Source organism: Salipiger bermudensis, from assembly GCF_020171625.1.
Classification (GTDB): Bacteria; Pseudomonadota; Alphaproteobacteria; order Rhodobacterales; family Rhodobacteraceae; genus Salipiger; species Salipiger bermudensis_B.
In genome coordinates this window covers 20623-44644 of record NZ_JAIUZY010000003.1, presented here as the reverse complement: position 1 = coordinate 44644, position 24022 = coordinate 20623, and the positions used below count along the sequence as shown (strand labels likewise).

Sequence of the window (24022 nt, the reverse complement as noted above, 5' to 3'; positions counted from 1 at the left end):
GGTGTCCTTTCTTATTCGGCCGGGGCAACGGCGGCGGCGGGGGTGACGACGTTGACCGGGCCCGGAGTGTAGCTTTCCGGGTAGGCCGAGACCGGCACCTTGACGATGTCGAGGCCCTTTTCCTGAATGTGATCCGGCACGCGCAGCAGGCCGAAGACCTTGAGGACGTAGGACGCCGCGAAGCCCGGCACGAAGCCCAGCAGGGCCATGGTCACGGCGCCGACGATCTGCCCCCAGAGCGAGACCGGCGGCATCCCGTCGATATTGGGGTAGCCAGCGGCGAAGATGCCGCAGGAGACCACGCCGATCAGGCCGCCGATACCGTGCACCGGGAAGGCGCCCACAGCATCGTCGATGCCCAGTCTCTCGAGCTGCACCGCCACCATCGGCACCACGAAGCCGCCGAAGGTGCCAAGCACGAAGGCCACCGGCGGGTAGTAGACATCGAGGCCGGAGGCTGCGGCGAAGATGCCGATCAGGGCGCCCGACATCATCCAGAACGGATCGCGGGTCTTGACCCAGGCGCCGATGATGCCGCCCGCCATGCCCATCAGGGTGTTGAAGGCAAAGGCCGAGAGCGTCGTGGGCTGGCCGTAGATGTTGATCCACTGCTCCCCCGGCATGTAGATGATGCAGCCGCCGAGAAAGCCGAAGAAGCCCACGATGATCAGCATCAGGCCGGTGATGGTGAAGGGGATGTTGTGCGCGAGGATCGCGTTGGCGGACCCGTCGGGATTGAACTTGCCGACGCGGGGGCCGAGGTTGAGCAGAACGCCGAGCGCGAAGAATCCCGCGACCATGTGCACCACGCCCGCGGCGCCCACGTCATGATAGCCGAACTTGACGGTCAGCCAGCCGGTCGGATGCCAGCCCCATGCGCCGCCGAGGATCCACACCACCGAGCCCAGCAGGATGGCGAGGATCAGGAAGCCCGCGGTTTGGATGCGCTCGATCACGGCGCCCGAGAAGATCGAGGCGGTTGTCGCGGCGAACAGCGTGAAGGCCGCCCAGAAGATGCCGGTGGCATTGTCGGCGAGGTTCGGGCCCATCGACAGGTCCCACGGCAGGCCGGCCGCGCCGTCCGCGGCCGGTATCAGGCCGTTGTAGAAGGCAAGATAGATGTACCAGCCGAAGAAATAGAAGGTTGGCACCATGAAGGCGAAGGCGAGGATGTTCTTGATCCCCGACGCCAGCACGTTCTTCACCCGGCTCGCGCCCATCTCGTAGGCCAGAAAGCCGGCGTGAATGGCGATCATCAGCGCCGTGCACCACCAGTAGAAGATCTCAGAGTTGATCGTGCCCGACATCGCGGAGGCGCTCTCCAGAGCCGCCAACCGCTCTGTCAGCGCGGCAAGTTCCTGTTCCATTGTCCTTGGTTCCCCATCGCGGTTGTTGTTGGCAGGGCTTTGTCGCCCCTCCGCTCAGAGTGTATGAAGTCTCCTCCCGACGAAGCGCGCCGGGCTGCGGCGCCCTCGGGAGTCCCGTCGTTGTCTATTCGAGCGCAGTTTTCTCAAGGGCGTGCCCGCCGCTTGGGCAGGGCGAGAAGAGGGCGCGCCGCCGCGGGCGATCGTGTACGGTGGCGCAGAAGGCCAGCCCGCGGGCCGTCTGTCGCGCTGCGCAGAAAGCCAGCCGTGCGCGCGACAGGCCCCGTCCGCGCGGCGAAGACACCGTCCTGTAAGCCACCGACGATCGGCAGGTGTCCGGCAGGGCAGGCCCCAATGCGACGACTGTTTCATGCCAGGAACCGGCCCGCGCAGGGGTGGCCTCCCGCCTGCCGCGTCGCTTTCGCCGGGCGGCGCGCCGCGGACGGGCTTGCATCGCCGGTGCGTCTTCGCCATTCGTCTGAAAGACACCGGGACCGCGGTGCCGGGTCGTGGCCCGGCGGCGACCCTCCCGGCCTTGCGCATGACGCGCCCGCCCATGGACTGGAGTTTTGAGCATGAGCAAATTCGCCCTCACCGTGACCTGCCCCTCGACCCGAGGCATCGTCGCGGCGATCGCCGCCTTCCTTTCCGAGCAGGGCTGCAACATCACCGACAGCTCGCAGTTCGACGATTTCGAGACCGGCAATTTCTTCATGCGCGTCAGCGTCATGTCCGAGCAGGGGGCGACGCTGGAGGAACTGCGCGAGCGCTTCGCCGAGACCGCGAAGAGCCTCAAGATGGAGTACGAGTTCCACGACGAGGCCGCCAAGATGAAGGTCATCATCATGGTCTCGCGCTTCGGGCACTGCCTCAACGACCTGCTCTACCGCTGGCGCATCGGGGCGCTGCCGATCGACATCGTGGCGGTGATCTCGAACCACATGGATTACCAGAAGGTGGTGGTGAACCACGACATCCCCTTCCACTGCATCCGGGTGACGAAAGAGAACAAGCCGCAGGCCGAGGCGCGGATCATGGAGGTCGTCGAGGAGACCGGCGCCGAGCTCGTGGTGCTGGCGCGCTACATGCAGATCCTCTCAGACGATCTGTGCCGGGTGATGTCGGGGCGGATCATCAACATCCACCACTCGTTCCTGCCCTCCTTCAAGGGTGCGAACCCCTACAAGCAGGCCTTCGAGCGCGGCGTGAAGCTGATCGGGGCGACCTCGCATTACGTCACCGCCGATCTCGATGAAGGTCCGATCATCGAGCAGGACACGGCGCGCGTGACCCACGCGCAATCGCCCGAGGACTACGTCTCGCTGGGCCGCGACGTCGAGGCGCAGGTGCTGGCCCGCGCGATCCACGCCCATATCCACCGCCGGGTTTTCCTCAACGGCAACAAGACGGTGGTGTTCCCGGCCTCTCCGGGCAGCTACGCCTCAGAACGCATGGGCTGAGCCCCGCCGTGTGAGGGGCCGCTGCCCCGTCCGCGTGCCGCGGACTCCCCCGGGATATTTTTGGCCAGAAGAAGCCAGGAGCGCCGCGCCCCCGTCTTCTCTTCGTTAAAAATACTCCCGCCGGAGGCAGGCCGTCCACCGCGGTCGGGGGCGGCGCATGGGACATTTGCGTCCGCGCAGGATTCGGGCTGGCTGGCCGGCCCGAGCGGCGGGGATTGACGGCTGTCGGCAAAGGGCGTTTGCTTTGCCGGTTTCCGAAGAAGCGCAGGACCGCAGATGACGCGCGAAGAATTCACCATCGAAGGGGCGCTTGGCACCCCGCTCTTCCTGCCCTGGGTGGAGCGCCACGCGGCGCGGCTGGGGGTGGGAATGCGGCTGCGCGACAGCGCGCCGGAGCGGCTGGCGGTTGAGTTCGAGGGGGCGCCGGCCTTGCTTGACGCGATGGAGATGGGCTGTCTGCTCGGCCCCATCGACGCCTGGGTTGAGACGGTCGTACGCAAACGGATTCCCGGGGCGTAGCTGCGCCTCGCGGCGGCGCCCAATTTCCGTGCATCGCGCCGAAACCTTGTGCGAATTTGCCGCCCTGACTCTGGTCTCCGGGGGCCGGGATGGCCATTAAGGGGGCGGCGTGATCGAATCCGACGCGCCAGTGACCCTAGACGATTCCGGAGACACCGTGCCCACCGACTGGACCCCCGCCGCGCTATCGGACGACATCCCCGCAGCCTCCGCCGCGCCGGGGCAGCTCGGGGCGCATGACCTCGCGATCTGGCGCAGCGCCTCGGGGCGCATCGCCGCCTGGGCCGACCGCTGCCCGCATCGCGGGATGCGTCTGTCGCACGGCTTCGTGCGCGGCGAGCGTCTGTCCTGCATCTATCACGGCTGGGGCTATGGCGAGGGCGGGCGCTGCGTGCGCATCCCAGCCCATCCCGAGCTGGCCCCGCCCGAGGCGATCCGGGTGCCGGTGTTCTCGGCGGCCGAGGCCAGCGGCGTGATCTGGGTCGCCGAGGACGCACCGGACAGCCCGCCGCCCGAGTTTCCCGGCCTCGCGGCGTTTCGCTCGCTGCAGGTGGCGGCGGCGCCGGAGGCGGTTGCCGCGGCGCTCGGCGGCACCGGCACGGTGATCGAGGCCACGCTTGCCGGCCTAAGCGTGGTGGCGCTGATCCAGCCGCTGCGCGACGGTGCGGCGGGACTGCACCTGCTGGCGCCAGAGGACAGCGATCCGGCGGCGCTCGATGCGCTCTCGGCAGCGGTCGAGGCGCTGCGGCGCCGGGTGGAAGCGGCAGAGGAGGCGGCGGCATGAGCGAATTGGGCGCGATGCGCGATCAGTGGTACCCGGTGGCGATGACCAAGCAGCTCACGGCGCAGGGCCGTGACACGCTGCTGATGGGCGCGCCGATCCGGGTCTTTGCCGACGACGGCGGCACGCCGAAGGTCACTGACGGGGCAGGGCGCGCGCTGCCGGTCATCGACCGCTTCGGCCATGTCTGGACCTCGCTGGGCCAGCCGGAAAAGGATCTCTTCACCATCCCCGAGGTCGACCAGCCGGGTCGGCGGCTCGTCGATGTGGGCGTCTGCCGGGTGCGCTGTTCGCCGCTGCGGGCGGTGGAGAACTTCCTCGACATCGCGCATTTCCCCTTCGTGCACACCGACATCCTCGGCTCCGAGCCGCACACCGAGGTCGAACGCTACGAGGTCGAGATCCGCGACGATGTCGACGAGGTCTGGGCCACCAAGGTGAAGTTCTTCCAGCCGCAGGCGGCGAAATCCGCCGAGGGCGGCATCACCACCGATTACATGTACCGGGTCTGCGCGCCGACCTGTTCGGTGCTCTACAAGACCTGCCCGCCGAAACCCGAGGAGTGGGACGTGATCGCACTCTTCGTGCAGCCGCTGACCGAGACGCTCTGCGATGTCTGGCCCTACATGGCGCTCTACGACGACGATGCCGAGATGACCGACCTGATCCACTTCCAGCAGATGATCTTCGTGCAGGACCGGTCGGTGCTGGAAAACCAGCTGCCGGCGCTGCTGCCGCTCGATCCCGGCCGGGAGATCCCGACCCGGGCCGACATGACCTCGATCGCCTATCGCCGCTGGCTCAAGCGGCACGGCTTTACCTACGGTGCACAACTGGTGGCGGCATGATCCTCTACGACTACATCCTTTCGCCCTCGTGCTACCGCGTGCGGCTGCTGGCGGCGCTGATCGGGCGCCGCCTCGATCTGCGCGCCGTGGATGTCCACCCCGGGCAGGAGCATCTCTCCGAGCCGATGCTGGCGCTGAACCCGGCGGGCACCATCCCCGTGCTCAGCGATGACGGGCTGGTGCTGACAGAGAGCACCGCCATCCTGAGCTATCTTGCCGCCCGGCACGCTCCGGACTGGCTGGGCGAGGACACGCCCGCCATGCGCGCCCGCGTGGCGCAATGGCTCGCCTTCTCGCAGCGGCTGACCGACAGCGCGGGGGCCGCGCGGGCGCATGACATGCTGCTGGCGCCGGGCGATATCGACGCGCTGCGTGGGCAGGCCACCAAGGCCCTGCGCGAACTCGAGGCGGCGCTCTCGGCGGCACGGCGGCGCGGCGAGAGCTTCCTCGCCGGCAACCGGCCCACCATCGCCGACATCGCCTGCTTTCCACACGTGGCGCTGGCCCCCGATGGCGGGCTGCCGCTCGATCCCTATCCCTCGATCCGGCTCTGGATGCGGGCGATCCGGGCGCTGGACGGCTTCGTCGAGATGCCCGGCATCCACCGCCTGCACGAGCTGAAGCCCGAGCCGGGACCGATGCCCGAGGTGATCCGCAAGGAGCAAGCCTGACATGCCCGGGTACCTGCTGAAGGGCTGCGCCGCCGTGGTGACCGGGAACGAGGTGCTGCGCGACGTCGACCTGCTGACCGACGGCCCGGCGATCAAGGCCATCGGGCCGGGGCTGAGCGCGCCGGGGGCCGAGGTGATCGACGCGGCCGGCTGGTTCGTCTTTCCCGGCCTTGTCAACACGCATCACCATTTCTTCCAGTGCTTCGTGCGCAACCGAGTGGCGCTCGACTGGACCAAGCTCTCGGTGATCGAGTGGCTCGACCGGATCTATCCGATCTTCGCCCAGCTCACCGAAGAGAGCTTCTATCACAGCTCGCTGACGGCGATGGCCGAGCTTGCCAAGCATGGCTGCACCACCGCCTTCGACCACCAGTACTGCTTTCCGCGCAAGGCGGGGAAAGGCATCGTCGACCGGCAGTTCGAGGCTGCGGAAAAGATCGGCCTGCGCTTTCATGCCGGGCGGGGCACCAACACGCTGCCGAAATCAGAAGGCTCGACCATCCCGGACGAGATGCTCGAGACCACCGACGAATTCCTCGCCGATTGCGAGCGGCTGATCGACAGCTATCACGATGGCGGGCCGTTCTCGATGCGGCAGGTCTCGCTTGCGCCGTGCCAGCCGGTGAACTGCTACCGCGAGACCTTTGTGGAGAGCATCAAGCTGGCCCGCGACAAGGGCGCGATCCTGCACAGCCACGTGGGCGAGGGCGAGAGCGAGGTGATCCGCGCGCGCCACGGGCTGCGCACCGTCGATTATCTCGAGGAGATGGGCTTTTGCGGGCCGGACACGTTCTATGCCCATTGCTGGGAGCTGAGCGAGGACGAGCTGCGCAAGATGGCGGCCAGCGGCACCGGCGTGTCGCACTGCCCCGAGCCGGTCTACCTCGTCGGCGCCGAGGTCACGCCGATCCCGGCGATGGAGGCGCTTGGCGTGCGGGTGGGGCTGGGCTGCGACGGCGCGGCGAGCAACGACAACTCGAACCTCATGCACTGCCTGCACTCGGCCTACATGTTGCAATGTCTGGTGGCCTCGGGCCGCAGCCACCCGGTGCCCGCCCCGGCCGCGTTCCTGCGCTACGGGACCTCTGGCGGGGCGTCGCTGCTGGGGCGCACGGATATCGGCCAGCTTGTGCCGGGCATGGCCGCCGACCTCTTTGCCATCGACAGCCGCCGCATGGACTATGTCGGCACCCGCCACGACCCCGAGAGCCTGATCCCGCGGGTGGGCATCGGCATGGCCACCGACATGACCATGGTGAATGGCAGGATCGTCTGGGCCGACGGTGAATTTCCCGGGCTCGACGAGCGCCGGATGGTCGTCGAGGCCGAAGCGTCGCTTGCCAAGATAGATATATAAAACAGGGAGTCATCGAGACATGACAAAGCATCTCAACCGCCGCCGGTTCCTGCAGACCTCGGCTGCCACCGGCCTTGCCGCCGGCATCGCCCCCTCCATCGCGCTCGCTCAGGACCCGCTGGGCATCGCGCTCGTCGTGCCCTCGCCGGTGGGCGAAGTGGGCTGGTCGCACGCGCTGGCCGAGGGGCTCGCGCCGATCAAGGCTGAGTATGGCGATGGCGTGAACATCACCATCCTCGAAGGCATCGCCGAAGGGCCGGATGCCGACCGCATCATGAACAAGGTGGTCGCGGACGGCGCCAAGGTTCTGGTTGCAGGCAGCTTCGGCTATCAGAACGGCGCCATGCAGATCGCCCGCCGCAACCCCGACGTCACCGTCCTGCACGCTTCGGGCTTCATGGTTGCGCCGAACTTCACCCCCTTCGCGGCGAAGTACTTCCAGGGCACCTACCTGATGGGCATGGCCGCCGCGGCGCTGTCGAAGACCGGCAAGCTGGGTTCGGTCTCGGCCTTCGCGATCCCGGAACTGATCACCTCGATCAACGCCTTCACGCTGGGCGCGCAGGCGGTGAACCCGGATATCGAAGTCTCGGTGGTCTGGGTGAACTCGTGGTTCGACCCGGCGCAGGAGCAGGACGCCGCCAAGGCGCTGCTGGCGCAGGGCTGTGACGTGATCTTCTCGAACGCGCAGGACACCCCCTCGGTGGTCTCGGTCTGCGAGGAGGCCGGCGCCTATGTGTTCAACCTCAACTCCTCGATGAAGGAAAACGCGCCGAACTACTATCTCGGCTGCGTGGAGACCGACTGGACCCCGTTCTTCATGGAGTCGGTCAAGGCGCACATGGACGGCACCTTCGAGGGCCGCAACGCCTTCCTCGGCGTCGAGGACAACGTGGTGAAGGTGACCGACTGGAACCCCGACATCCCGGCCGAGGCCAAGGCGCAGATCGACGAGGTCGAAGCGGCCATCGCCGAGGGCACCTTCCACCCGTTCACCGGCCGCATCGTCAGGCAGGACGAGACCGTGGGCGTCGAGGACGGCGAGACGCTGTCCGACGAGGCCATCGTGGCGATGGACTGGCACGTCGCCGGCGTGACCACGCCGCTGCCGAACTGATCCGACGATGCCGGCGCCGCTGCTGTCTCTTCGCGGGCTCTCGAAGAGCTACGGGACCGTCCGGGCCAACCGCGACATCGATCTCGATGTCGCGGCGGGCTCGATCCACGCCGTTCTCGGCGAGAACGGCGCCGGCAAATCGACGCTGATGAAACTGATCTACGGCGTCGAAAGCCCGGATGCGGGCGAGATGCGCTGGCAGGGAAACGTGGTTTCTCCAAGCTCGCCCAATGCGGCAAGATCGCAGGGCATCGGCATGGTGTTCCAGCACTTTTCCCTGTTCGAGACGCTCACGGTGGTCGAGAATATCTCGCTCATCGTGCCGGGAAAGAAGCGCGAGCTGGTGGCTCGCATCCGCCAGCTCGGACAGGATTACGGGCTCGAGGTCGACCCGCTTGCACATGTGCACGCGCTTTCCGTCGGTGAGCGCCAGAGGGTCGAGATCATCCGCTGCCTGATGACCGATCCGAAGCTGCTGATCCTCGATGAGCCGACCTCGGTGCTGCCGCCGCAATCGGTCAGGACACTGTTCGAGACCCTGCTCAAGCTGCGCGACCGGGGCGTCTCGATCCTGTTCATCTCGCACAAGCTCGAGGAGATCCGCTCGATCTGCGACCATGCCACGATCCTGCGCGACGGCGCGGTGACCGGCCATGTCGACCCGCGCGAGCACGACGCGCACGACCTCGCCCAGATGATGATCGGCCGCGACATGCCCGCGCCGCGCCCCTTCGTGCCGCGGGAGCCGGGGCCGGTGCTGCTCGAGCTTGCAGGTCTCGACCACCAGCCGGACGATCCGTTCCAGATGGCGCTGAAGGCGGTGAGCCTGAAGCTGCACGCGGGCGAGATCCTCGGCATCGCCGGGGTCTCGGGCAACGGGCAGGCCGAGCTGGCGCGGCTGATCTCGGGCGAGACCCGCCGCCACGCCGAGGCGCGCGACGAGGTGAGGATGTTCGGCAAGCCGGTGGGCGACCTCGGCGCCGCCGCGCGCCGTCGGCTCGGCTTTGCCTTCGTGCCCGAAGAGCGGCTGGGCCGGGGCGCCGTGCCCGAAATGTCGCTTTCGGACAACAGCCTGCTGACCGCGCACGGGCGCGGCCTCGTGACGCGCGGCCTGATCGATCGCCGCGCCGAGGACGCGTTCACCCGCCGCTGCATCGCGCAATACGACGTGCGCACGCCCGGCCCGCAGGCCGAGGCCGGGGCGCTTTCGGGCGGCAACCTGCAGAAATTCATCGTTGGCCGCGAGATGGAGCTGGCCCCGAAGCTGTTCTTCGTCTCGCAGCCCACATGGGGCGTCGATATCGGCGCCGCCACCGAGATCCGCCGCCGCCTTGTCGACATGCGCAACGCCGGTGCCGCGGTGCTGGTGATCTCGGAAGAGATCGAGGAGCTGTTCGACATCTGCGACCGCATCCAGGTGATCCGCGAGGGCCGGCTCTCGCCGTCCCTCACGGTCTCGGACACGCGGGTCGAGGAGGTCGGGCGCTACATGATCGGCGCAGAAGAGGGGACCGCCTGATGGGCATCCGGATGATCCGCCGCACCACCGCCTCGCGCCGCATGGCGGTGCTGGCGCCGATGGGCGCCTTGCTGCTCGCCATCGTGCTGAACTTCCTGCTCTACATCGTCATGGGCAATGACCCTGGCGCGGTGTTCTACGCCCTGCTGCTCGAGCCCTTCGTGTCGTGGTCGTCCTTCTCGGAGGTGCTGCTGAAGATGACGCCGCTGCTGCTCATCGCGCAGGGGCTGGCGGTGGGCTTTCGCGCCAAGGTGATCAATATCGGCGCCGAGGGGCAGTTCATCCTCGGCGCAATCTTCGCCAGTGCGATCCCGGTCTGGTTTCCGCAGGCCACCGGCGGCTGGATCTGGCCGCTGATGCTGCTGCTGGGCGGGATGGGCGGCGCGCTCTGGGCGGCGCTGCCGGCATTCTGGCGGGTGCGGCTCAACGCGTCCGAGATCCTCGTCACGCTGATGATGAGCCTGATCGCGGCGCAGCTTCTGGCTTACCTTCTGGTGGGGCCGTGGAAGGATCCGATGGGCTTCAACTTCCCGCAGACGGTGATGTTCCAGTGGGACGCCATGGTGCCGACGCTGATCCCGGGCACGCGGGTCAACGTGGCGCTGATCCTGGCGCTGCTGTGGAGCGCGCTGGCCTATGTCTACATGCAGAAGAGCTTTCAGGGCTACCAGCTGGTGGTCGGCGGGCTGGCCCCGCACGCCACCGCCTATGCGGGCTTCTCCGAGGGCCGCGCGGTGTGGCTGTCGCTGCTGATCGGCGGCTTCGCGGCGGGGCTTGCGGGCGCTGCCGAGGTGGCGGGGCCGATGGGCCAGCTTCAGCGCAGCATCTCCTCGGGCTACGGCTACGCGGCGATCATCGTGGCCTATCTGGGTGGCCTGCACCCGGTGGGAATCCTGTTCTCGTCGCTGTTCATGGCGGCGCTCTATATCGGCGGCGACAACGCCATGGTCTCGGCCGGACTGCCGGTGGCCGCGGTGCGGGTGTTCCAGGGCTCGCTGCTGTGCTGCTACCTCGCGGCGATCGTGCTGGTGCGCTACCGGCTGGTGCGCGACGGCCACGAGGTCCCGGCATGAGCGCGCTGTCCTTCATCATCGCCGGTATGCTGGCCGCCGCGATGCCGTTCCTGCTGGCCGCCCTCGGCGAGCTGGTGGCCGAGCGCTCGGGCGTGCTGAACCTCGGCATCGAGGGCATGATGGCGCTCGGCGCGGTGGTGGCCTTCATCGTGGTGCGCCACAGCGGCGGCCATGCCATGGGCTTCGTCGCGGCGGGGCTGGCGAGCGCGGCGCTCTCCTTGGTCTTCGCCTGGCTGGCGCTGGGAGTGCGGGCCAACCAGGTGGCGGCGGGGCTCGCCATCGGCATCCTGGGGCAGGGCCTCTCGGCGCTGTTCGGCAAGCGCTACGAGAGCCTGACCGTGCCCGGCCTGCCCAAGCTGTCGGTGCCGGGGCTGTCGGAGCTGCCGCTGGTGGGCGGGCTGTTCTCGCAGGACGCGGTGGTCTGGCTGGGCCTCCTGGCAACGCTGGCGATCTGGGCCACGCTGCGGTTCTCCAAGCTCGGGCTGGTGATCCGCGCGGTGGGCGAGAACCCCCACGCGGCGCGCGCGCTTGGCTACAACGTGATCGGCATCCGCTACGGCGCGGTGGCGTTCGGCGGGCTGATGGCGGGCTTTGCGGGCGCCTACGCGGCGACGGTCTACACCCCGCTCTGGGCCGAGGGCATGATCGCCGGGCGCGGCTGGATCGCACTGGCGCTGGTGGTCTTCGCCACGTGGATGACCGGGCGGGTGGTGTTCGGCGCGGTGCTGTTCGGCGCGGTGTCCCTGGCGCAGCTCGCCGCGCAGGCCGGCGGCGTGGCGCTGAACTCGCAGCTTCTGGCGAGCCTGCCCTACATCGTGACGATCCTCGTGCTGGGCGCGATCTCGGCCAACAAGCGGCTGCTCAAGGTCAATGGCGTGGCATCACTGGGCGAACCGTTCGGGCGCTGAGCTGTCGGGGAGGTCCGGGGGCCGCGGCTGTCATCAAAGCGTCGCGCCCGCGCGCTAGGCCCTGCCGGACCTTGAGAGGAGACAGGCGATGCTGCTTCCCGCCTTCAGCGCACCGGGCCGGTTCTGGCGCGGCAACCTGCACACCCATTCGGACCGGTCCGATGGCGGTCTGACGCCGCAGGAGGTCTGCCGCCGCTACCGGGCGGAGGGCTACGATTTCCTCGCGCTCACCGACCATTTCGTCGGCGCCTATGGCTACCCGATCACCGACACGGAGCCGTTCCGCGAGGCGGGCTTCACCACGCTCCTCGGCGCCGAGATCCATTCGGGCGCGATGTCGAACGGCGAGCTGTGGCACATCCTCGCCGTCGGCTTGCCGGAGGACTTCCAGCCGCCGCACGCACCCGGATTTGCGCCCGTCGCCGGGCAGGAAACCGGCCCCCAGATCGCCGCCCGCGCCCGCGCCGCCGGGGCCTTCGTCGCCATCGCCCACCCGCAATGGTCGGGGCTGACGCTCGAGGACGCGCGCAGCCTCGAAGCGGCCCACGCGGTCGAGATCTACAACCACGGCTGCGCCATGGGCTGCGACCGCGCCGACGGAGCCGCCATTGCCGACCTGCTGCTGTCGGAAGGCCGCCGCGTGAGCCTCGTCGCCACCGATGACGCGCATTTCACCGAGCCCGATCATTTCGGCGGCTGGGTGATGGTCAAGGCCGAGGAGAACACGCCCGACGCGCTGCTCGACGCGCTGAAGCGCGGGGCGTTCTACTCCAGCCAGGGCCCCGAACTGCGCGCCGTCCGCCTGGACGCGAACGCCGTCACGGTCGAAAGCACCGCGGTGCAGACGGTGATCGTGCAGGGCCACGGCTCTGCCGCCACCGCGGTGCACGGCCAGTCGCTGACCTCGGCCACGGTGCCGCTCGAGCGCTTTCGCAACAGCCCGTGGCTGCGGGTCACGGTGATCGACCGGGCCGGCAAACGCGCCTGGTCGAACCCGGTCTGGCGCTGAGGCACCGCCCGCCCGGCCTCTTCGCCCGTGGCAGCGTCGGACGCCTCCGGCGGGAGTATTTTTGACGAAGAGAAGCAGGGGCGCGGCGCTCTTGTCTTCTTTGGTTCAAAAATACCTCGGGGGTGAATTGGCGCAAAGCGCCAAGAGGGGGCAGAGCCCCCTTCCTTGTATCGGAAGGCGCAGCGCCGGGGCAACAGGAAGCGCGGTCCCCGACCCTGTTTCTAAGAGACAGATCCGGGGAGCCGAGATGGGAGAGGGAAGAGGGCAGGGCCTATCGCCCCCCCCGCGACCCGGCGCAGCGCTTGCGGGCCTCTACGCCGCGCTTTCCGCGGCGGGCGCGCCCACGCAGCGGACGATCTCGGCGATGCGGGCGAGCTGCTCTCCCAGCGGGGTCGACTTGCGCCAGACCATGCCGATGGTGCGCACCGGGGCCGGCGCCGGAAGCCGCGCCAACGAGACCTGCGCCGAGCGCGTCTCGATCGGCAGCGCCATCTCGGGGATCAGCGTGATGCCGATCCCGGCCCCCACCATCTGCACCAGCGTCGAGAGCGAGCTGCCCTCCATCAGGTCGCGGGTCACCGAGGGGGAGAGCTTGCAATAGGACAGCGCCTGGTCACGAAAGCAGTGCCCCTCCTCGAGCAGCAGCAGGCGCATCTCGTGCAGCATCATCGGGTCCGGCACCGGCTTGTGGGCCTCGCCGGGGCCGCGCACCAGCACGAATTCCTCGTCGAACAGCGCCACCTCCTCGAGCCCGGGTTCTGAGATCGGCAGCGCCACGATCGCCGTGTCGAGCCGGGCCTCGAGCAGATCCTCGATCAGGGTCTTCGTCACCGCCTCGCGCGGGCGCAGGTCGAGCCCGGGGTATTCCTGCGCCAGCGAGGTGATGACCCGCGGCAGCAGGTAAGGGGCGACGGTGGGAATGACGCCGATCCGCAGCCGCCCGACCAGCGGCCCCTGCGCGGCGCGCGCAAGATCGGCGAGATCGTCGACCGAGCGCAGGATCTCGCCGCTGCGGGCGGCGAACTCCTCGCCCAGCGAGGTCAGCCGGATCTGCCGCGCCCCGCGTTCGACCAGAGGCGCGCCGATCAGCGCCTCGAGCTCGCGGATCTGCATCGACAGCGCCGGCTGGCTGATCGCGCACAGCTCGGCGGCGCGCCCGAAATGCCCCAGCCGGGCCAGCGCATCGAAATAGCGCAGATGTTTCATCGAAATGTTTGCCATAAGCCGGTCTTATCGGGTGTTTAAGAAAATGCAATTGGGTTTTATGGGGTGCCTTTGCTAGAACGATTCCAGTCGGTGACACCGGGGCCCGCCAAAGAGGGGTGCGACATGGCATCCCGGGGCGGTCTTCGGGACCTGTACCGACACCCAAGGCGTTCTCTGGAGGATATCATGGACGGACACACAGTCGAAGGCGACCTCAACGAAAGCAGCCGCGGCGGCGGCAAGTGCCCGGTGATGCATGGCAGCCTGACGGCGCTTGGCACCACCGTGATGGATTGGTGGCCCAACGCGCTCAACCTCGACATCCTGCACCAGCACGATCTCAAGACCAACCCGATGGGGCCGGAGTTCGACTACCGCGAAGAGCTGAAGACGCTCGACGTGGAGGCGCTGAAGGACGACCTGCGGAAGCTGATGACCGACAGTCAGGAATGGTGGCCGGCCGACTGGGGCTCGTATGTGGGCATGTTCGCCCGCGTCGCATGGCACGCGGCAGGCTCCTACCGCCTGTCCGATGGCCGTGGGGGTGGCGGCACCGGCAACCAACGCTTCGCGCCGCTCAACAGCTGGCCGGACAACGTCAACACCGACAAGGGCCGCCGCCTGCTGTGGCCGATCAAGAAGAAATACGGCAACAAGATCTCTTGGGCCGACCTGATGATCCTGTCGGGCACCATCGCCTACGAGGTCGCCGGCCTGAAGACCTTCGGCTTCGCCTTCGGCCGCGAGGACATCTGGCACCCCGAGCGCGACACCTACTGGGGTTCCGAGAAGGAGTGGCTGGCGCCCTCCGACACCCGCTACGATGACGTCTCGAAGCCGGACACCATGGAGAACCCGCTGGCCGCGGTGCAGATGGGCCTGATCTACGTGAACCCGGAGGGCGTGAACGGCGTCTCCGATCCGCAGAAGACCGCCGACCAGGTGCGCGAGACCTTTGCCCGCATGGCAATGAACGACGAGGAGACCGCGGCGCTGACCGCCGGCGGCCACACCATCGGCAAGTGCCACGGCAATGGCCGCGCCGAGGACCTCTCGCCCGAGCCCGAGGCCGCCGGCCCCGAGTATCAGGGCATCGGCTGGATGAAGACCAATGGCCGTGGCATCGGCCGCGACACCATGGTGTCGGGCATCGAAGGCGCCTGGACCACCGACCCGACCAAGTTCGACATGGGCTGGTTCGACATGCTTTTCGGCCACGAGTGGGAGCTCAAGAAATCGCCCGCCGGCGCCAACCAGTGGATGCCGGTCGACATCAAGGAAGAGGACATGCCGGCGGATGTCGAGGATCCTTCGATCAAGACCATGCCGATCATGACCGATGCCGACATGGCGATGAAGGTCGACCCGGTCTACAACGAGATCTGCCAGAAGTTCATGGCCGATCCCAAGTATTTCGAAGACACCTTCGCCCGCGCCTGGTTCAAGCTGACCCACCGCGACATGGGCCCCAAGGCCTGCTACCACGGCCCCGACGTGCCGCAGGAAGACCTGATCTGGCAGGACCCGATCCCCGCCGGTGAGACCTCCTACGACGTGGCGGCGGTGAAGGCGAAGATTGCCGACGCCGGCATCCCGCTCGCCGACATGGTGGCCACCGCCTGGGACAGCGCGCGCACCTATCGCGGCTCCGACAAGCGTGGCGGTGCCAACGGCGCCCGGATCCGGCTTGCGCCGCAGAAGGACTGGGTCGGCAACGAGCCCGAGCGTCTCGCGGCGGTGCTCGCCAAGCTCGAGCCGATCGCGGCGGAGACCGGGGCCTCGATCGCCGACGTGATCGTGCTGGCCGGCAATCTCGGTGTCGAGCAGGCGGCGAAGGCCGCGGGCGTCGATCTCGAGCTGCCCTTCGCGCCGGGCCGCGGTGATGCGACCGACGAGATGACCGATGCCGAGAGCTTCGATCCGCTCGAGCCGCTGGCCGACGGGTTCCGCAACTTCCAGAAGACCGAGTACGTGGTCAGCCCGGAGGAGATGCTTCTCGACCGTGCCCAGCTGATGGGTCTGACGGCGAACGAGATGACAGTGCTGATCGGCGGCATGCGCGCCATGGGCACCAATTTCGGCGGGGCCAAGCTGGGCGTGTTCACCGAGCGCGAAGGGGCCCTGACCACCGACTTCTTCGACGTGCTCACCGACATGGCCTACCAGTGGCTTCCGGTGGCCGGCGGCACCTACGAGATCCGCGACCGCAAGTCGGGCGAGGTGAAGTATACCGCCAGCCGCGTCGACCTTGTGTTCGGCTCGAACGCGATCCTGCGAGGCTATGCCGAGGTCTATGCCCAGGACGACAACCACGGCAAGTTCGTGAAGGATTTCGCCGCGGCCTGGACCAAGGTGATGAACGCCGATCGCTTCGACCTGGCGGCCTGAGCTTGGGCTGACCTGGCAGGGCGGTGCGCCGCCCTGCGTTGATACCGGTGCCCGTCATGAACGGGCGCTTCTGCCCCGCCGCACCGTTGGTGTCGGCGGGGTTTTCGTTGGCACTGGCGCGATATCGGACGCGGTGCGTCCGGTTGGGAGCGCTTTCACCCGTGGGGAACGGGCGCGACCCTAGGATGCGCTAGAGGGGCGCCCCAAAGAGAAGGGAGGGGCGCTGCCCCCTCTTGGCGCTTTGCGCCAATTCACCCCCGAGGTATTTTTGAACCAAAGAAGACTAGGGCGCCGCGCCCCTGCTTCTCTTCGTCAAAAATACTCCCGCCGGAGGCAGGCTGGACGGGATCGCACGCGCAGGGTCCAAAGGTCGGCGCCGGTGTTCCGCATAAAAAAGAACCGCCCCGCGCGGGGCGGGGCGGTCAGTGGACCTTTAGGACCGGGCCGCGTCTCAGGCGGCTTTGCGCATCTCGGGCTTGTCCTGCGCCTCGATAAAGGTCTTGTGCAGAGCCTTAATCACCGGCTGCAGGATGTCGCGTTCCATGATGAACTGAACGTCGACATTGCGCGGGCCCTGGCTGGCGCCGATGGCCTCGAGGCCTTCCTCGGCGATCGCCACGAGGCCGCGCTGCAGGCACGAAAGCCCGCTGAGATCGCGACCGATGACCGAGGCCATCGCCAGCGTGCGCGACGAGATCCGGGCAGAGGGGTAGAGCCTCGCGAGATCCTTCTCCACGCGACGCATCGACTTGAGCGAGGCGTCGACGTAATGCGTGATCGTGTTGGCGTTCGACACCTTCGACACAATGCGCACGTCATGCCGCGTCAGCACGTCGAGGATCGCCGCGTCGTAGCCTTTAACGCCGACCATGTCCTGCTCGAACAGTTCCAGCGCGATGATGTCGAGACCGGTGACGATCTCCACCGCGGAGGTCTCGGCCGGCTGGTCGTCGATCAGCGTGCCCGGATCCTGCGGCTCGAACGCGTTGGTCACGCGCAGCGGCACGTCGGCCTGTCGCAGGGTCTTGGCGGCTTTCGGGTGGATTGCCTCCATGCCCATGTTCGACAGCTGGTCGGCCACGTCGTAGTTGGTCCGGCCAAGCTTGCGCACGGCATCCTGTCCCACGAGGTTGGGATCCGCCGACGAGAGGTGGAATTCCTTGTGGATGATCGCCTCGCGCGCGCTCGTCAGAGCGGCGAGACGCGAGAAGGTGACCTCGGAATAACCGCGGTCGAACTCGCGCATGAGGCCTTCCTTGCACTGGGCATATCCGGTGACGATCGGCATCTCGGTCATCGGATCGACGCCTTCGAGAGCGCCGAGAATGCGTTCGTCGAGATCCACATCGCCATCGCCGCGCCAGCCGCTGAGGTCCACCAGCCGGGCATCGACGCCGGCCCGCTGCAGCATCAGCACGGTGACATGCGCCGAGTGCGCTTCTCCGAGGCCGGAGAGCAGCTCGCGGGTCTGCAGCATGTGCTCCGACAGGCGGAAGTGCCCGTAGGAGCAGACGCGTGCCAGATCGATCAGGCAGTTGCGCGCCCCGTCGATGCGGGTGCGCACGAAGTCCGTCGCCTGCTGGATGTCGGCCGGATGCTCGAGGATCGAGGTGTGCGCCTCGATCATCGCGTTGGCAACGCGGTTCAGCGCATCATGCCAGCCATGCGTGTTGTCGCTTTCGGCAAACTGGCCGTAGACGCCCGGCTCGCCATTCTTCTTGTGCTCGAGCAGCAGGTTGGTGATGCCGCCGAACGCGGAGACCACGAAGATACGGCCGTAAAGCTCAGCACCCTCGCGACCGCCTATCAGAAGCGTGTCGCGCAGTTCGTGAAGGCGGGACATCGACGTCCCGCCAATCTTTTCAACCGTATGCTGGGCCATGGCTTACGCCACCTCCTCTGCCGGCGCATAGGAGCCGTCTTCACGGTGCACTTCGGTGCCGGTAACCGGCGGGTTGAAGCAGCAGGCCATGTGGAGGTCTTCCTCGGCGCGCAGGATGTGCTTGTCGTGCAGGTTCAGGGCGTACATGACGCCGGGCTTGATCTCGTGCGTCTCGCCGGTGGCGATATCGGTGATCGAGCCCTTGCCCTGCATGCAATAGACGCTCTCGAAGTGGTGCTTGTAGTGGAACGTGTGCTCCGAACCGGCTTCGAGAATGGTGATGTGGAACGAGAAGCCCATGCCATCCTGTGCCAGCAGCATCCGGGTGGAGGTCCACTGGGCGTCGGCCACGTGCTTGTCGGTGTTTTTCAGCTCGTTGAAGTCGCGAACGATCATGTCGGGTTACTCCGCTGCAATCTTGCTTGTTTCGGTGAGGGCGGCACGGGTGGCGTCGCGCAGGATTTCGAACCCTTTCGCGAACTGCTCCTCCGTGGTGGTCAGCGGTGCGAGCACCTTGACCACTTCGTCATGCGCGCCCGAGGTCTCGATGATGAGACCGCGTTTGAAGGCTTCGGCACAGATATCGCCTGCGAGGTCGCCACAACCGACGTCGACACCGCGCATCAGGCCGCGGCCCTTGAGGCGGGCGCCATCGACCATGTCGGCGATCGAGGTGAGGCCGATCTCGACGATGCGAGCCTTCTTCTGGAGCTCCTTGGCGAACGCGTCGTCCTTCCAGAACTTCTCCAGCGCCACGCGGGCGGTGACGAAGGCGTGGGTGTTGCCGCGGAATGTGCCGTTGTGCTCGGCCGGCTTCCAGACGTCGAGTTCCGGCTTCACCAGCAGTGCGGCGAAGGGCAGACCCATGCCCGACAGCGATTTCGCCAGCGGGATGAGGTCCGGCTCGATGCCGAACTCCTCGAAAGAGAAGAACGTGCCGGTGCGGCCGATGCCGGCCTGAATGTCGTCGGCGATCAGCAGCGCGCCGTGCTTCTTGGCAAGCTTGGCGATGCCCTGCATCCATTCCTTGGACGCGGCGTTGAGACCGCCTTCGCCCTGAACCGGCTCCACGAGGAAGGCGGCGGGGGCGTCGAGGCCCGAGGACGGGTTGTCGAGCATCCACTCGATCTGTGCGAGCGTATCCACGCCGTCGCCGAAGGCGCCGTCATAGGGCAGGTGGGTCACACCCTGCAGGGGCATGGCGCCACCATTGCGCTTGCCGGAATTGCCGGTCGCGGCGAGGGCGCCCATCGTCATGCCGTGGAAGCCGTTGGTGAAGGCCACGATGTTATGACGGCCAGTGATCTTGCGCGCCAGCTTCATCGCCGCCTCGACGGCGTTGGTGCCGGTCGGGCCGACCATCATCACCTTGTGGTCCATGTTCCGCGGCTTGAGAATGATGTCCTCGAACGCGGTCAGGAAGGCTTCTTTCTGCTCGGTGTGCATGTCGAGACCGTGGGTCACGCCATCGTTCGAGATGTGCTCGATCAACGCAGCCTTCATGTCCGGGTCATTGTGCCCGTAGTTCAGCGACGAACAGCCAGCGAGAAAGTCAATGTAATCACGGCCCGACTCGTCGGTGAGGATGGAGCCGCTGGCTTTCACGAAGCTTGTCGGGAAGCTACGGCAGTAGGAGCGCGCTTCGCTTTCGCGGCGCGTGTAGATATCGCGTGTCATGAGATGTCCTTTCGGGACTTCTGTCTGTCAGTGAAATTCGACGGGGGGAGGGATCAGGCGGCGTTGGCCAGCTCTTCTTCCATCTCCGGCAGCGCGATCGTCACCATGTGCTCGGTGTCGTGGTGCCCGTCGAAGTGAACGTCTTTCTTGTAGTGAGGCTCATCGCTCAGCTCGCCACCGATCGACCGGGCGAAGCTGCGGAACAAGCCCCAAGACGCATCATTGTCCTTGGTGATGGTCGTCTTCAGCGCGTCGGCATCGCTACACTCCTCACGCTCGATGAGGTGGGTGAGCATCTTGCGACCGAGGCCGAGACCGCGCGCCTTCGGGCTCACGGCGACCTGCCAGACAAAATAGGCGTCTTGGTTTGGAATCATGTGACCCGAGATCCAGCCGACGACGTCACCGTCGAGCTCGGCCACAACGCAGGTGTCACGGAAGTGCTCCGCTTGGACGAGGTTGCAATACATCGAGTTCTCGTCAAGCGGCTTGCACGCGCGCACGAGCTCCCAAATGGCGGCGCCATCGGTGGCCTCGGGCTTGCGGAGCCGGAGCTTGTCCTGCTTGGACGTGAAGCTGTCTTTCGGCATCGGGTCAGGTTCCCTTTGTTTCCTTCGAGGCATAAACTAAGCCGGGGCCGATAAAGTTTCAACCGCCTAAGTAAGTTTTTAGGCGAAGTCCGCAGATACAGAAATAATACATTGATTTTAAGCGATAATATCGGATGACTTGAAACTTGATCGCAAACTATTATCCTTAGGAAAACGAAAATACCGGGCGAGATGCTTAGTCGATTGAAGCTTTGGCCCACTTTATGTAACTAAGGACGTCCACAATACTGCGAGGCGTGGGTCCGATGGATCGAACGGATGACAGCTTGATTGCTTTACGGCGCATACTGAGAGCGACAGAGCTCTACGAACGGGACCTGGCCAGCGCGGCCGGTGTCACGCCGGCGAAGTTGCGCGTGATGCAGATCGTCCAGACGAAGGGCGGCACCACCACCCCCAAGGCATTGGCGACCCAGATGGGCGTCAGCCAGGCCACGATCACCGGACTGGTCGACAAACTGGTCAATGACGGCATGGTCTATCGCGCCCAGTCCAGCATGGACCGCCGCCAGATCAACGTGGTGCTGAGCGCCAAGGGCGAAGCGACGCTCGACCGGGCGCCGGATGCGCTGCAACAGCGGTTCGTGCGCGAGTTCGAGCGGCTAGAGGATTGGGAGCAGGCGCAGCTGCTGTCCTCTCTCGAACGCGTCGCGGCCATGCTCGACGCCCGTGACATTGATGCGTCGCCGGTTCTTGCCGTGGGTGCGCTCGATCACGACAAGCGCGCCAGTTGAGCCTAAGCGCCCTCAGAGCAGGGCGCGGATCGGCTCGAGCAGACCCTTGTTGCGCAGGGTGCGCACCGGGTAATTCTCGTCATTTATAATCTGGTCGATGGTGAAGCCCGGCTCGATCTTGCCAAGCTTCACTGCCGTCGCCTGCGCCTTGTCGAGCTGTCCGTCGAGCGCGTAGAGCGCCAGAAGGTGCCGGTGCGCCGGGCGCGACAGAGGCGCCGCGCGCGCCGCCGCTTCGCCGGCCTCGATGGCTTCGTGCGGGCGGTTGCAGGCAATGGCGATGATGCAGTGCCCCATATCCCACCATTGCTTGAACGGTGAGCTGCGCGCGATGGCGCGGGCGCGGGCCGAGGCGGAGAAAGCCGAGGTGACGTCGCCCATCAGCATGTTGGCCTCCGCCAGAGATTTCCACGCAAAGGCCGAGGCCGGGTTGCGGTTGACCGCGGTGTCGGCCAGCTCGAAGGCGCCCGCTGCATCGCGCTGCGCCGTGCCGCGCACCTTGGAGATCAGCGCGTGCACAAGCGCGTTGTCTTCCGAGGCCTCCATCGCGCGGTAGTTCAGGGCGATGGCTTCCTCGCGCAGGGCCTCTCGGTCGTCCTCGAGCAGCTCGAGGAGCTGGATCATCCGCACCATGCTGCTCCACGCAAGGTAAATGCCGTTGCTGTCAAGCTCATGCGCCTGCTTAAGCAGCGAGTAGGCCTCGCGCAGGGCGTCGCGCTCGAAGCTGAACATGCGGTACATGCTGAGCCGCGACAGCGCCGTGGCGCGGCTCTCGGGGCGGTTGGTGTCGAGCACCTGTGGCAGCTTGCCGATGATGCAGTCGGCTGCCTCGAAGACCAGCTTCGAGACGATCTCGTCGCTGCGCAGGATGGCTTCGAGGTGATCGACCGATTGCATCTTGGAATACAGGATACGCCCGCTCGGCACGTGCAGCCCCTTGACGAACAGCGTGTGGCCGTCGGTCGTCTTGAGGATGTCGCAGGTGAGGGAGATGTCGCTCACCGGAAGCTCGGCGGGATGGCCGGGATCGGACGACTGTCGCCACGCGCGGATCTGCTCGGCGATGTTCTCGCCGATCTGGTTGGCGAGGATGTCGGCCATGATCTCGGCGCCGTCCTCGGGCGCTGCGGCCGAACGGCAGTGGATCAGAACGCCCTTGGCCTCTTTCGGCGCGGCCTGCGACAGCCGGGCCTGCAGGTCGGCGCGCTCCATCCGCAGCCATTCCTCGAACTCGGGGTCGCGGGCGTCGAGCCCCTCGAGCAGCTCTGTGCGCTGATCGAAGCGCAGCCCGTCATCGCGCAGATCGACCGAGAGCGCGAGCGGATCGAGCGAGACGCTGGCACGGTCGGCGCGCAGGATATCGGCGTGGTCCCCAAGCGCGCTGCGCAGCTTGCTCAGCGCCTGCCGCAGGTTTGCGCTGGCCTGCTCGGGTCCGAACTGGCTCCAGAGCTTGTCCTCGAGCCAGCGGCGCGGGCGCGACATCTCGGGCGAGAGGGCAAGCAGCGCCAGAAGCGCCTGGTTCTTCGCGCCCTTCGGCGTGAGGCAAGTGGCGTCCCCGGCTTCTACGCGAAGCGGGCCGAGCACCGAGATCCGAATCGGGGGAGCGGTGTCGCGCATAAGGGGGTCCAAACATCGAAATAATAAACTTTAGGTAAACTACCACCGCGTCACAGACCCGGCAACGGGCGTGAATACTGCGTGAATCGCCCGCCTGTCCGGCACAAGGCTTTGACGAAGCGCCGGAGTTTCTGTCTGATGTCGGACATATCATTGTTAATCGATTTCGGAGTTTATTGTCTCGGGGGAGGCTGGGGATGCCGATTTACGGTCATGAAGGCCACGAAGGACATGAGGGCCACGAGGGACATGAAGGCCACGAGGGGCACGAGGGCCATGAAGGCGGCGGTGGCTCACCGGCCCTGAGCGTCGCGCTGGGGAGCGCACGCGATGGCACGGTCGGGTATTGGAACGGCCTGCCGAGCCGCGCCTCGCGGGTTGAGGGGCGCTCGAGCTGGGCGGCGGTCAAGAGCCTCGGGACCGCGCCGCGCCGGGCGGTGATGGATCAGGCGATCCAGAGCCTCTACGACGTGAGCTTCGAGCAAAGCGAGAGCTCCAACGCGAGCGGCAGCGTCGGGTTTCAGGGCACGCCGCTGGTGACCCTCCAACGCCCGAGCATGGAGGTGCTCGAGGAAAAGCAGCTGGGCTTCCTGCGCGCGGCGGCCGATCTGCGCTACGACCGGCTGGCCGAGATCCGCGTCGAGACGAGCAACATCCAGTCGTTCTTTGCCAGCGTCAGCTACATGTCGTCGGGCGCCACCAAGTGGCAACTGGCGCTGATGCAGGCGGTGTTCCGGCTTTGCACTCATGTCGAGATGCCGGTGAAGCTTGGCTTCGACGTGCCGCGGCCGATCACGCTGGCCTATCAGGTGCAGCCGATCATCCAGACCCCCGGGCATGGCGCATGGCCCAGCGGCCACGCCACCGAGAGCTTTGCCGCCGCGACCCTGCTCAGCCGCCTGTGCTATGATGATTCCGAGCCGCTCGATCCGACCGCGCTGCTGGCCAAGCAGACGCCGTTCTTCCGGCAGGCCGAGCGCATCGCGATCAACCGCACCGTCGCGGGGGTGCATTACCCCACCGACAGCATGGCCGGCGCCGTGCTTGGCGTGAGCATGGCCGAGGCGCTGGTCAATCTGCTCGATGAGCGCGAGGAGACCACGGCGCGCAGCTTCGATGGGCGTGATTACGCGAACGATTTCAATCTTTCCCTGATGTCGGAACAGATCGCCGACCCGGCGGGTTCGATATCCGAGACAAAAATCGCCATCGACCCGTCGTTGGTGCCGGACTGGCTTCGCACCATGTGGTGCAAGGCGCTCAGGGAAGGATGACCCCAGTTTA

The 24022-nt window shown here is 66.7% G+C and carries 21 protein-coding genes; 14 read left to right on the top strand and 7 right to left on the bottom strand.

Annotated features, from left to right (window positions below):
• Window positions 1-11 precede the first annotated feature (11 nt).
• Window positions 12-1367, bottom strand: coding sequence for an ammonium transporter (locus LCM15_RS03750; protein ID WP_224853195.1), 1356 nt, complete (start codon window positions 1365-1367; stop codon window positions 12-14).
• A gap of 572 nt (window positions 1368-1939) precedes the next feature.
• On the opposite strand from LCM15_RS03750, the gene purU reads away from it, so the two are divergent.
• The 11 genes from purU (at window position 1940) to LCM15_RS03695 (ending at window position 12626) form a co-directional block, all read left to right on the top strand.
• Window positions 1940-2824 carry a formyltetrahydrofolate deformylase gene (gene purU / locus LCM15_RS03745; protein ID WP_224853193.1) on the top strand — a complete coding sequence of 295 codons (885 nt, stop codon included), beginning with the start codon at window positions 1940-1942 and terminating at the stop codon, window positions 2822-2824.
• Window positions 2825-3100: 276 nt separating this feature from the next.
• Window positions 3101-3343 carry an acylphosphatase gene (locus LCM15_RS03740; protein ID WP_224853191.1) on the top strand — a complete coding sequence of 81 codons (243 nt, stop codon included), beginning with the start codon at window positions 3101-3103 and terminating at the stop codon, window positions 3341-3343.
• A gap of 109 nt (window positions 3344-3452) precedes the next feature.
• Entirely contained in the window at window positions 3453-4127 is a 675-nt protein-coding gene (locus tag LCM15_RS03735) for a Rieske 2Fe-2S domain-containing protein (RefSeq protein WP_224853189.1), read from the top strand.
• Window positions 4124-4972 carry an aromatic ring-hydroxylating oxygenase subunit alpha gene (locus LCM15_RS03730; RefSeq protein ID WP_224853188.1) on the top strand — a complete coding sequence of 283 codons (849 nt, stop codon included), beginning with the start codon at window positions 4124-4126 and terminating at the stop codon, window positions 4970-4972. Before LCM15_RS03735 ends, LCM15_RS03730 begins: the two co-directional genes overlap by 4 nt.
• Entirely contained in the window at window positions 4969-5643 is a 675-nt protein-coding gene (locus tag LCM15_RS03725) for a glutathione S-transferase family protein (protein ID WP_224853186.1), read from the top strand. Before LCM15_RS03730 ends, LCM15_RS03725 begins: the two co-directional genes overlap by 4 nt.
• Before the next feature lies 1 nt (window position 5644).
• Entirely contained in the window at window positions 5645-7000 is a 1356-nt protein-coding gene (locus LCM15_RS03720) for an amidohydrolase (RefSeq protein ID WP_224853184.1), read from the top strand.
• Window positions 7001-7019: 19 nt separating this feature from the next.
• The gene (locus tag LCM15_RS03715; protein WP_224853182.1) at window positions 7020-8117 is read left to right on the top strand and encodes a BMP family ABC transporter substrate-binding protein; all 1098 of its coding nucleotides are present in this window, start codon (window positions 7020-7022) and stop codon (window positions 8115-8117) included.
• Window positions 8118-8124: 7 nt separating this feature from the next.
• Complete coding sequence (locus LCM15_RS03710) at window positions 8125-9636, top strand: ABC transporter ATP-binding protein (RefSeq protein WP_224853179.1); 1512 nt, start codon at window positions 8125-8127, stop codon at window positions 9634-9636.
• Window positions 9636-10709 carry an ABC transporter permease gene (locus LCM15_RS03705; protein ID WP_224853177.1) on the top strand — a complete coding sequence of 358 codons (1074 nt, stop codon included), beginning with the start codon at window positions 9636-9638 and terminating at the stop codon, window positions 10707-10709. Before LCM15_RS03710 ends, LCM15_RS03705 begins: the two co-directional genes overlap by 1 nt.
• Complete coding sequence (locus LCM15_RS03700; RefSeq protein ID WP_224853175.1) at window positions 10706-11617, top strand: ABC transporter permease; 912 nt, start codon at window positions 10706-10708, stop codon at window positions 11615-11617. The genes LCM15_RS03705 and LCM15_RS03700 overlap by 4 nt, the downstream gene beginning before the upstream one ends.
• Window positions 11618-11705: 88 nt before the next feature.
• On the top strand, window positions 11706-12626 hold the full coding sequence (locus LCM15_RS03695; protein ID WP_224853173.1) for a CehA/McbA family metallohydrolase: 921 nt from the start codon (window positions 11706-11708) through the stop codon (window positions 12624-12626).
• A gap of 312 nt (window positions 12627-12938) precedes the next feature.
• Here the strand turns inward: LCM15_RS03695 and LCM15_RS03690 are convergent, their stop codons facing one another.
• A complete protein-coding gene (locus LCM15_RS03690) occupies window positions 12939-13847 on the bottom strand; it encodes a hydrogen peroxide-inducible genes activator (RefSeq protein WP_224853171.1) in 909 nt (302 codons plus the stop codon).
• Between the two features lie 171 nt (window positions 13848-14018).
• Here LCM15_RS03690 and katG point away from each other — a divergent pair, with 171 nt between their 5' ends.
• Entirely contained in the window at window positions 14019-16220 is a 2202-nt protein-coding gene (gene katG / locus LCM15_RS03685) for a catalase/peroxidase HPI (protein ID WP_224853169.1), read from the top strand.
• A gap of 451 nt (window positions 16221-16671) precedes the next feature.
• Here katG and LCM15_RS03680 read toward each other — a convergent pair whose 3' ends face one another.
• The 4 genes from LCM15_RS03680 to ectA are packed head-to-tail and all read right to left on the bottom strand — an operon-like array spanning window position 16672 to window position 20369.
• Entirely contained in the window at window positions 16672-18102 is a 1431-nt protein-coding gene (locus LCM15_RS03680) for an aspartate kinase (RefSeq protein ID WP_224853167.1), read from the bottom strand.
• 3 nt (window positions 18103-18105) lie between these two features.
• The gene (locus LCM15_RS03675; protein WP_007791856.1) at window positions 18106-18498 is read right to left on the bottom strand and encodes an ectoine synthase; all 393 of its coding nucleotides are present in this window, start codon (window positions 18496-18498) and stop codon (window positions 18106-18108) included.
• A 6-nt stretch (window positions 18499-18504) separates the two neighbouring features.
• Window positions 18505-19779, bottom strand: coding sequence for a diaminobutyrate--2-oxoglutarate transaminase (gene ectB / locus LCM15_RS03670; protein WP_224853166.1), 1275 nt, complete (start codon window positions 19777-19779; stop codon window positions 18505-18507).
• Window positions 19780-19832: 53 nt separating this feature from the next.
• Complete coding sequence (ectA, locus tag LCM15_RS03665; RefSeq protein ID WP_224853164.1) at window positions 19833-20369, bottom strand: diaminobutyrate acetyltransferase; 537 nt, start codon at window positions 20367-20369, stop codon at window positions 19833-19835.
• A gap of 266 nt (window positions 20370-20635) precedes the next feature.
• On the opposite strand from ectA, the gene LCM15_RS03660 reads away from it, so the two are divergent.
• Complete coding sequence (locus LCM15_RS03660) at window positions 20636-21124, top strand: MarR family winged helix-turn-helix transcriptional regulator (protein WP_224853163.1); 489 nt, start codon at window positions 20636-20638, stop codon at window positions 21122-21124.
• A 12-nt stretch (window positions 21125-21136) separates the two neighbouring features.
• Here LCM15_RS03660 and LCM15_RS03655 read toward each other — a convergent pair whose 3' ends face one another.
• On the bottom strand, window positions 21137-22738 hold the full coding sequence (locus LCM15_RS03655; protein ID WP_224853161.1) for an AfsR/SARP family transcriptional regulator: 1602 nt from the start codon (window positions 22736-22738) through the stop codon (window positions 21137-21139).
• Between the two features lie 197 nt (window positions 22739-22935).
• On the opposite strand from LCM15_RS03655, the gene LCM15_RS03650 reads away from it, so the two are divergent.
• Complete coding sequence (locus LCM15_RS03650) at window positions 22936-24012, top strand: phosphatase PAP2 family protein (protein ID WP_224853159.1); 1077 nt, start codon at window positions 22936-22938, stop codon at window positions 24010-24012.
• Window positions 24013-24022: the final 10 nt, after the last annotated feature.

Bases quoted from the DNA above. Each gene is read 5' to 3' on its own strand.
- LCM15_RS03750 (WP_224853195.1), bottom strand. From the start codon at position 1,367: ATGGAACAGGAACTTGCCGCGCTGACAGAGCGGTTGGCGGCTCTGGAG.
- purU (WP_224853193.1), top strand. From the start codon at position 1,940: ATGAGCAAATTCGCCCTCACCGTGACCTGCCCCTCGACCCGAGGCATC.
- LCM15_RS03740 (WP_224853191.1), top strand. From the start codon at position 3,101: ATGACGCGCGAAGAATTCACCATCGAAGGGGCGCTTGGCACCCCGCTC.
- LCM15_RS03730 (WP_224853188.1), top strand. From the start codon at position 4,124: ATGAGCGAATTGGGCGCGATGCGCGATCAGTGGTACCCGGTGGCGATG.
- LCM15_RS03725 (WP_224853186.1), top strand. From the start codon at position 4,969: ATGATCCTCTACGACTACATCCTTTCGCCCTCGTGCTACCGCGTGCGG.
- LCM15_RS03720 (WP_224853184.1), top strand. From the start codon at position 5,645: ATGCCCGGGTACCTGCTGAAGGGCTGCGCCGCCGTGGTGACCGGGAAC.
- LCM15_RS03715 (WP_224853182.1), top strand. From the start codon at position 7,020: ATGACAAAGCATCTCAACCGCCGCCGGTTCCTGCAGACCTCGGCTGCC.
- LCM15_RS03710 (WP_224853179.1), top strand. From the start codon at position 8,125: ATGCCGGCGCCGCTGCTGTCTCTTCGCGGGCTCTCGAAGAGCTACGGG.
- LCM15_RS03705 (WP_224853177.1), top strand. From the start codon at position 9,636: ATGGGCATCCGGATGATCCGCCGCACCACCGCCTCGCGCCGCATGGCG.
- LCM15_RS03700 (WP_224853175.1), top strand. From the start codon at position 10,706: ATGAGCGCGCTGTCCTTCATCATCGCCGGTATGCTGGCCGCCGCGATG.
- LCM15_RS03695 (WP_224853173.1), top strand. From the start codon at position 11,706: ATGCTGCTTCCCGCCTTCAGCGCACCGGGCCGGTTCTGGCGCGGCAAC.
- LCM15_RS03690 (WP_224853171.1), bottom strand. From the start codon at position 13,847: ATGGCAAACATTTCGATGAAACATCTGCGCTATTTCGATGCGCTGGCC.
- katG (WP_224853169.1), top strand. From the start codon at position 14,019: ATGGACGGACACACAGTCGAAGGCGACCTCAACGAAAGCAGCCGCGGC.
- LCM15_RS03680 (WP_224853167.1), bottom strand. From the start codon at position 18,102: ATGGCCCAGCATACGGTTGAAAAGATTGGCGGGACGTCGATGTCCCGC.
- LCM15_RS03675 (WP_007791856.1), bottom strand. From the start codon at position 18,498: ATGATCGTTCGCGACTTCAACGAGCTGAAAAACACCGACAAGCACGTG.
- ectB (WP_224853166.1), bottom strand. From the start codon at position 19,779: ATGACACGCGATATCTACACGCGCCGCGAAAGCGAAGCGCGCTCCTAC.
- ectA (WP_224853164.1), bottom strand. From the start codon at position 20,369: ATGCCGAAAGACAGCTTCACGTCCAAGCAGGACAAGCTCCGGCTCCGC.
- LCM15_RS03660 (WP_224853163.1), top strand. From the start codon at position 20,636: ATGGATCGAACGGATGACAGCTTGATTGCTTTACGGCGCATACTGAGA.
- LCM15_RS03655 (WP_224853161.1), bottom strand. From the start codon at position 22,738: ATGCGCGACACCGCTCCCCCGATTCGGATCTCGGTGCTCGGCCCGCTT.
- LCM15_RS03650 (WP_224853159.1), top strand. From the start codon at position 22,936: ATGCCGATTTACGGTCATGAAGGCCACGAAGGACATGAGGGCCACGAG.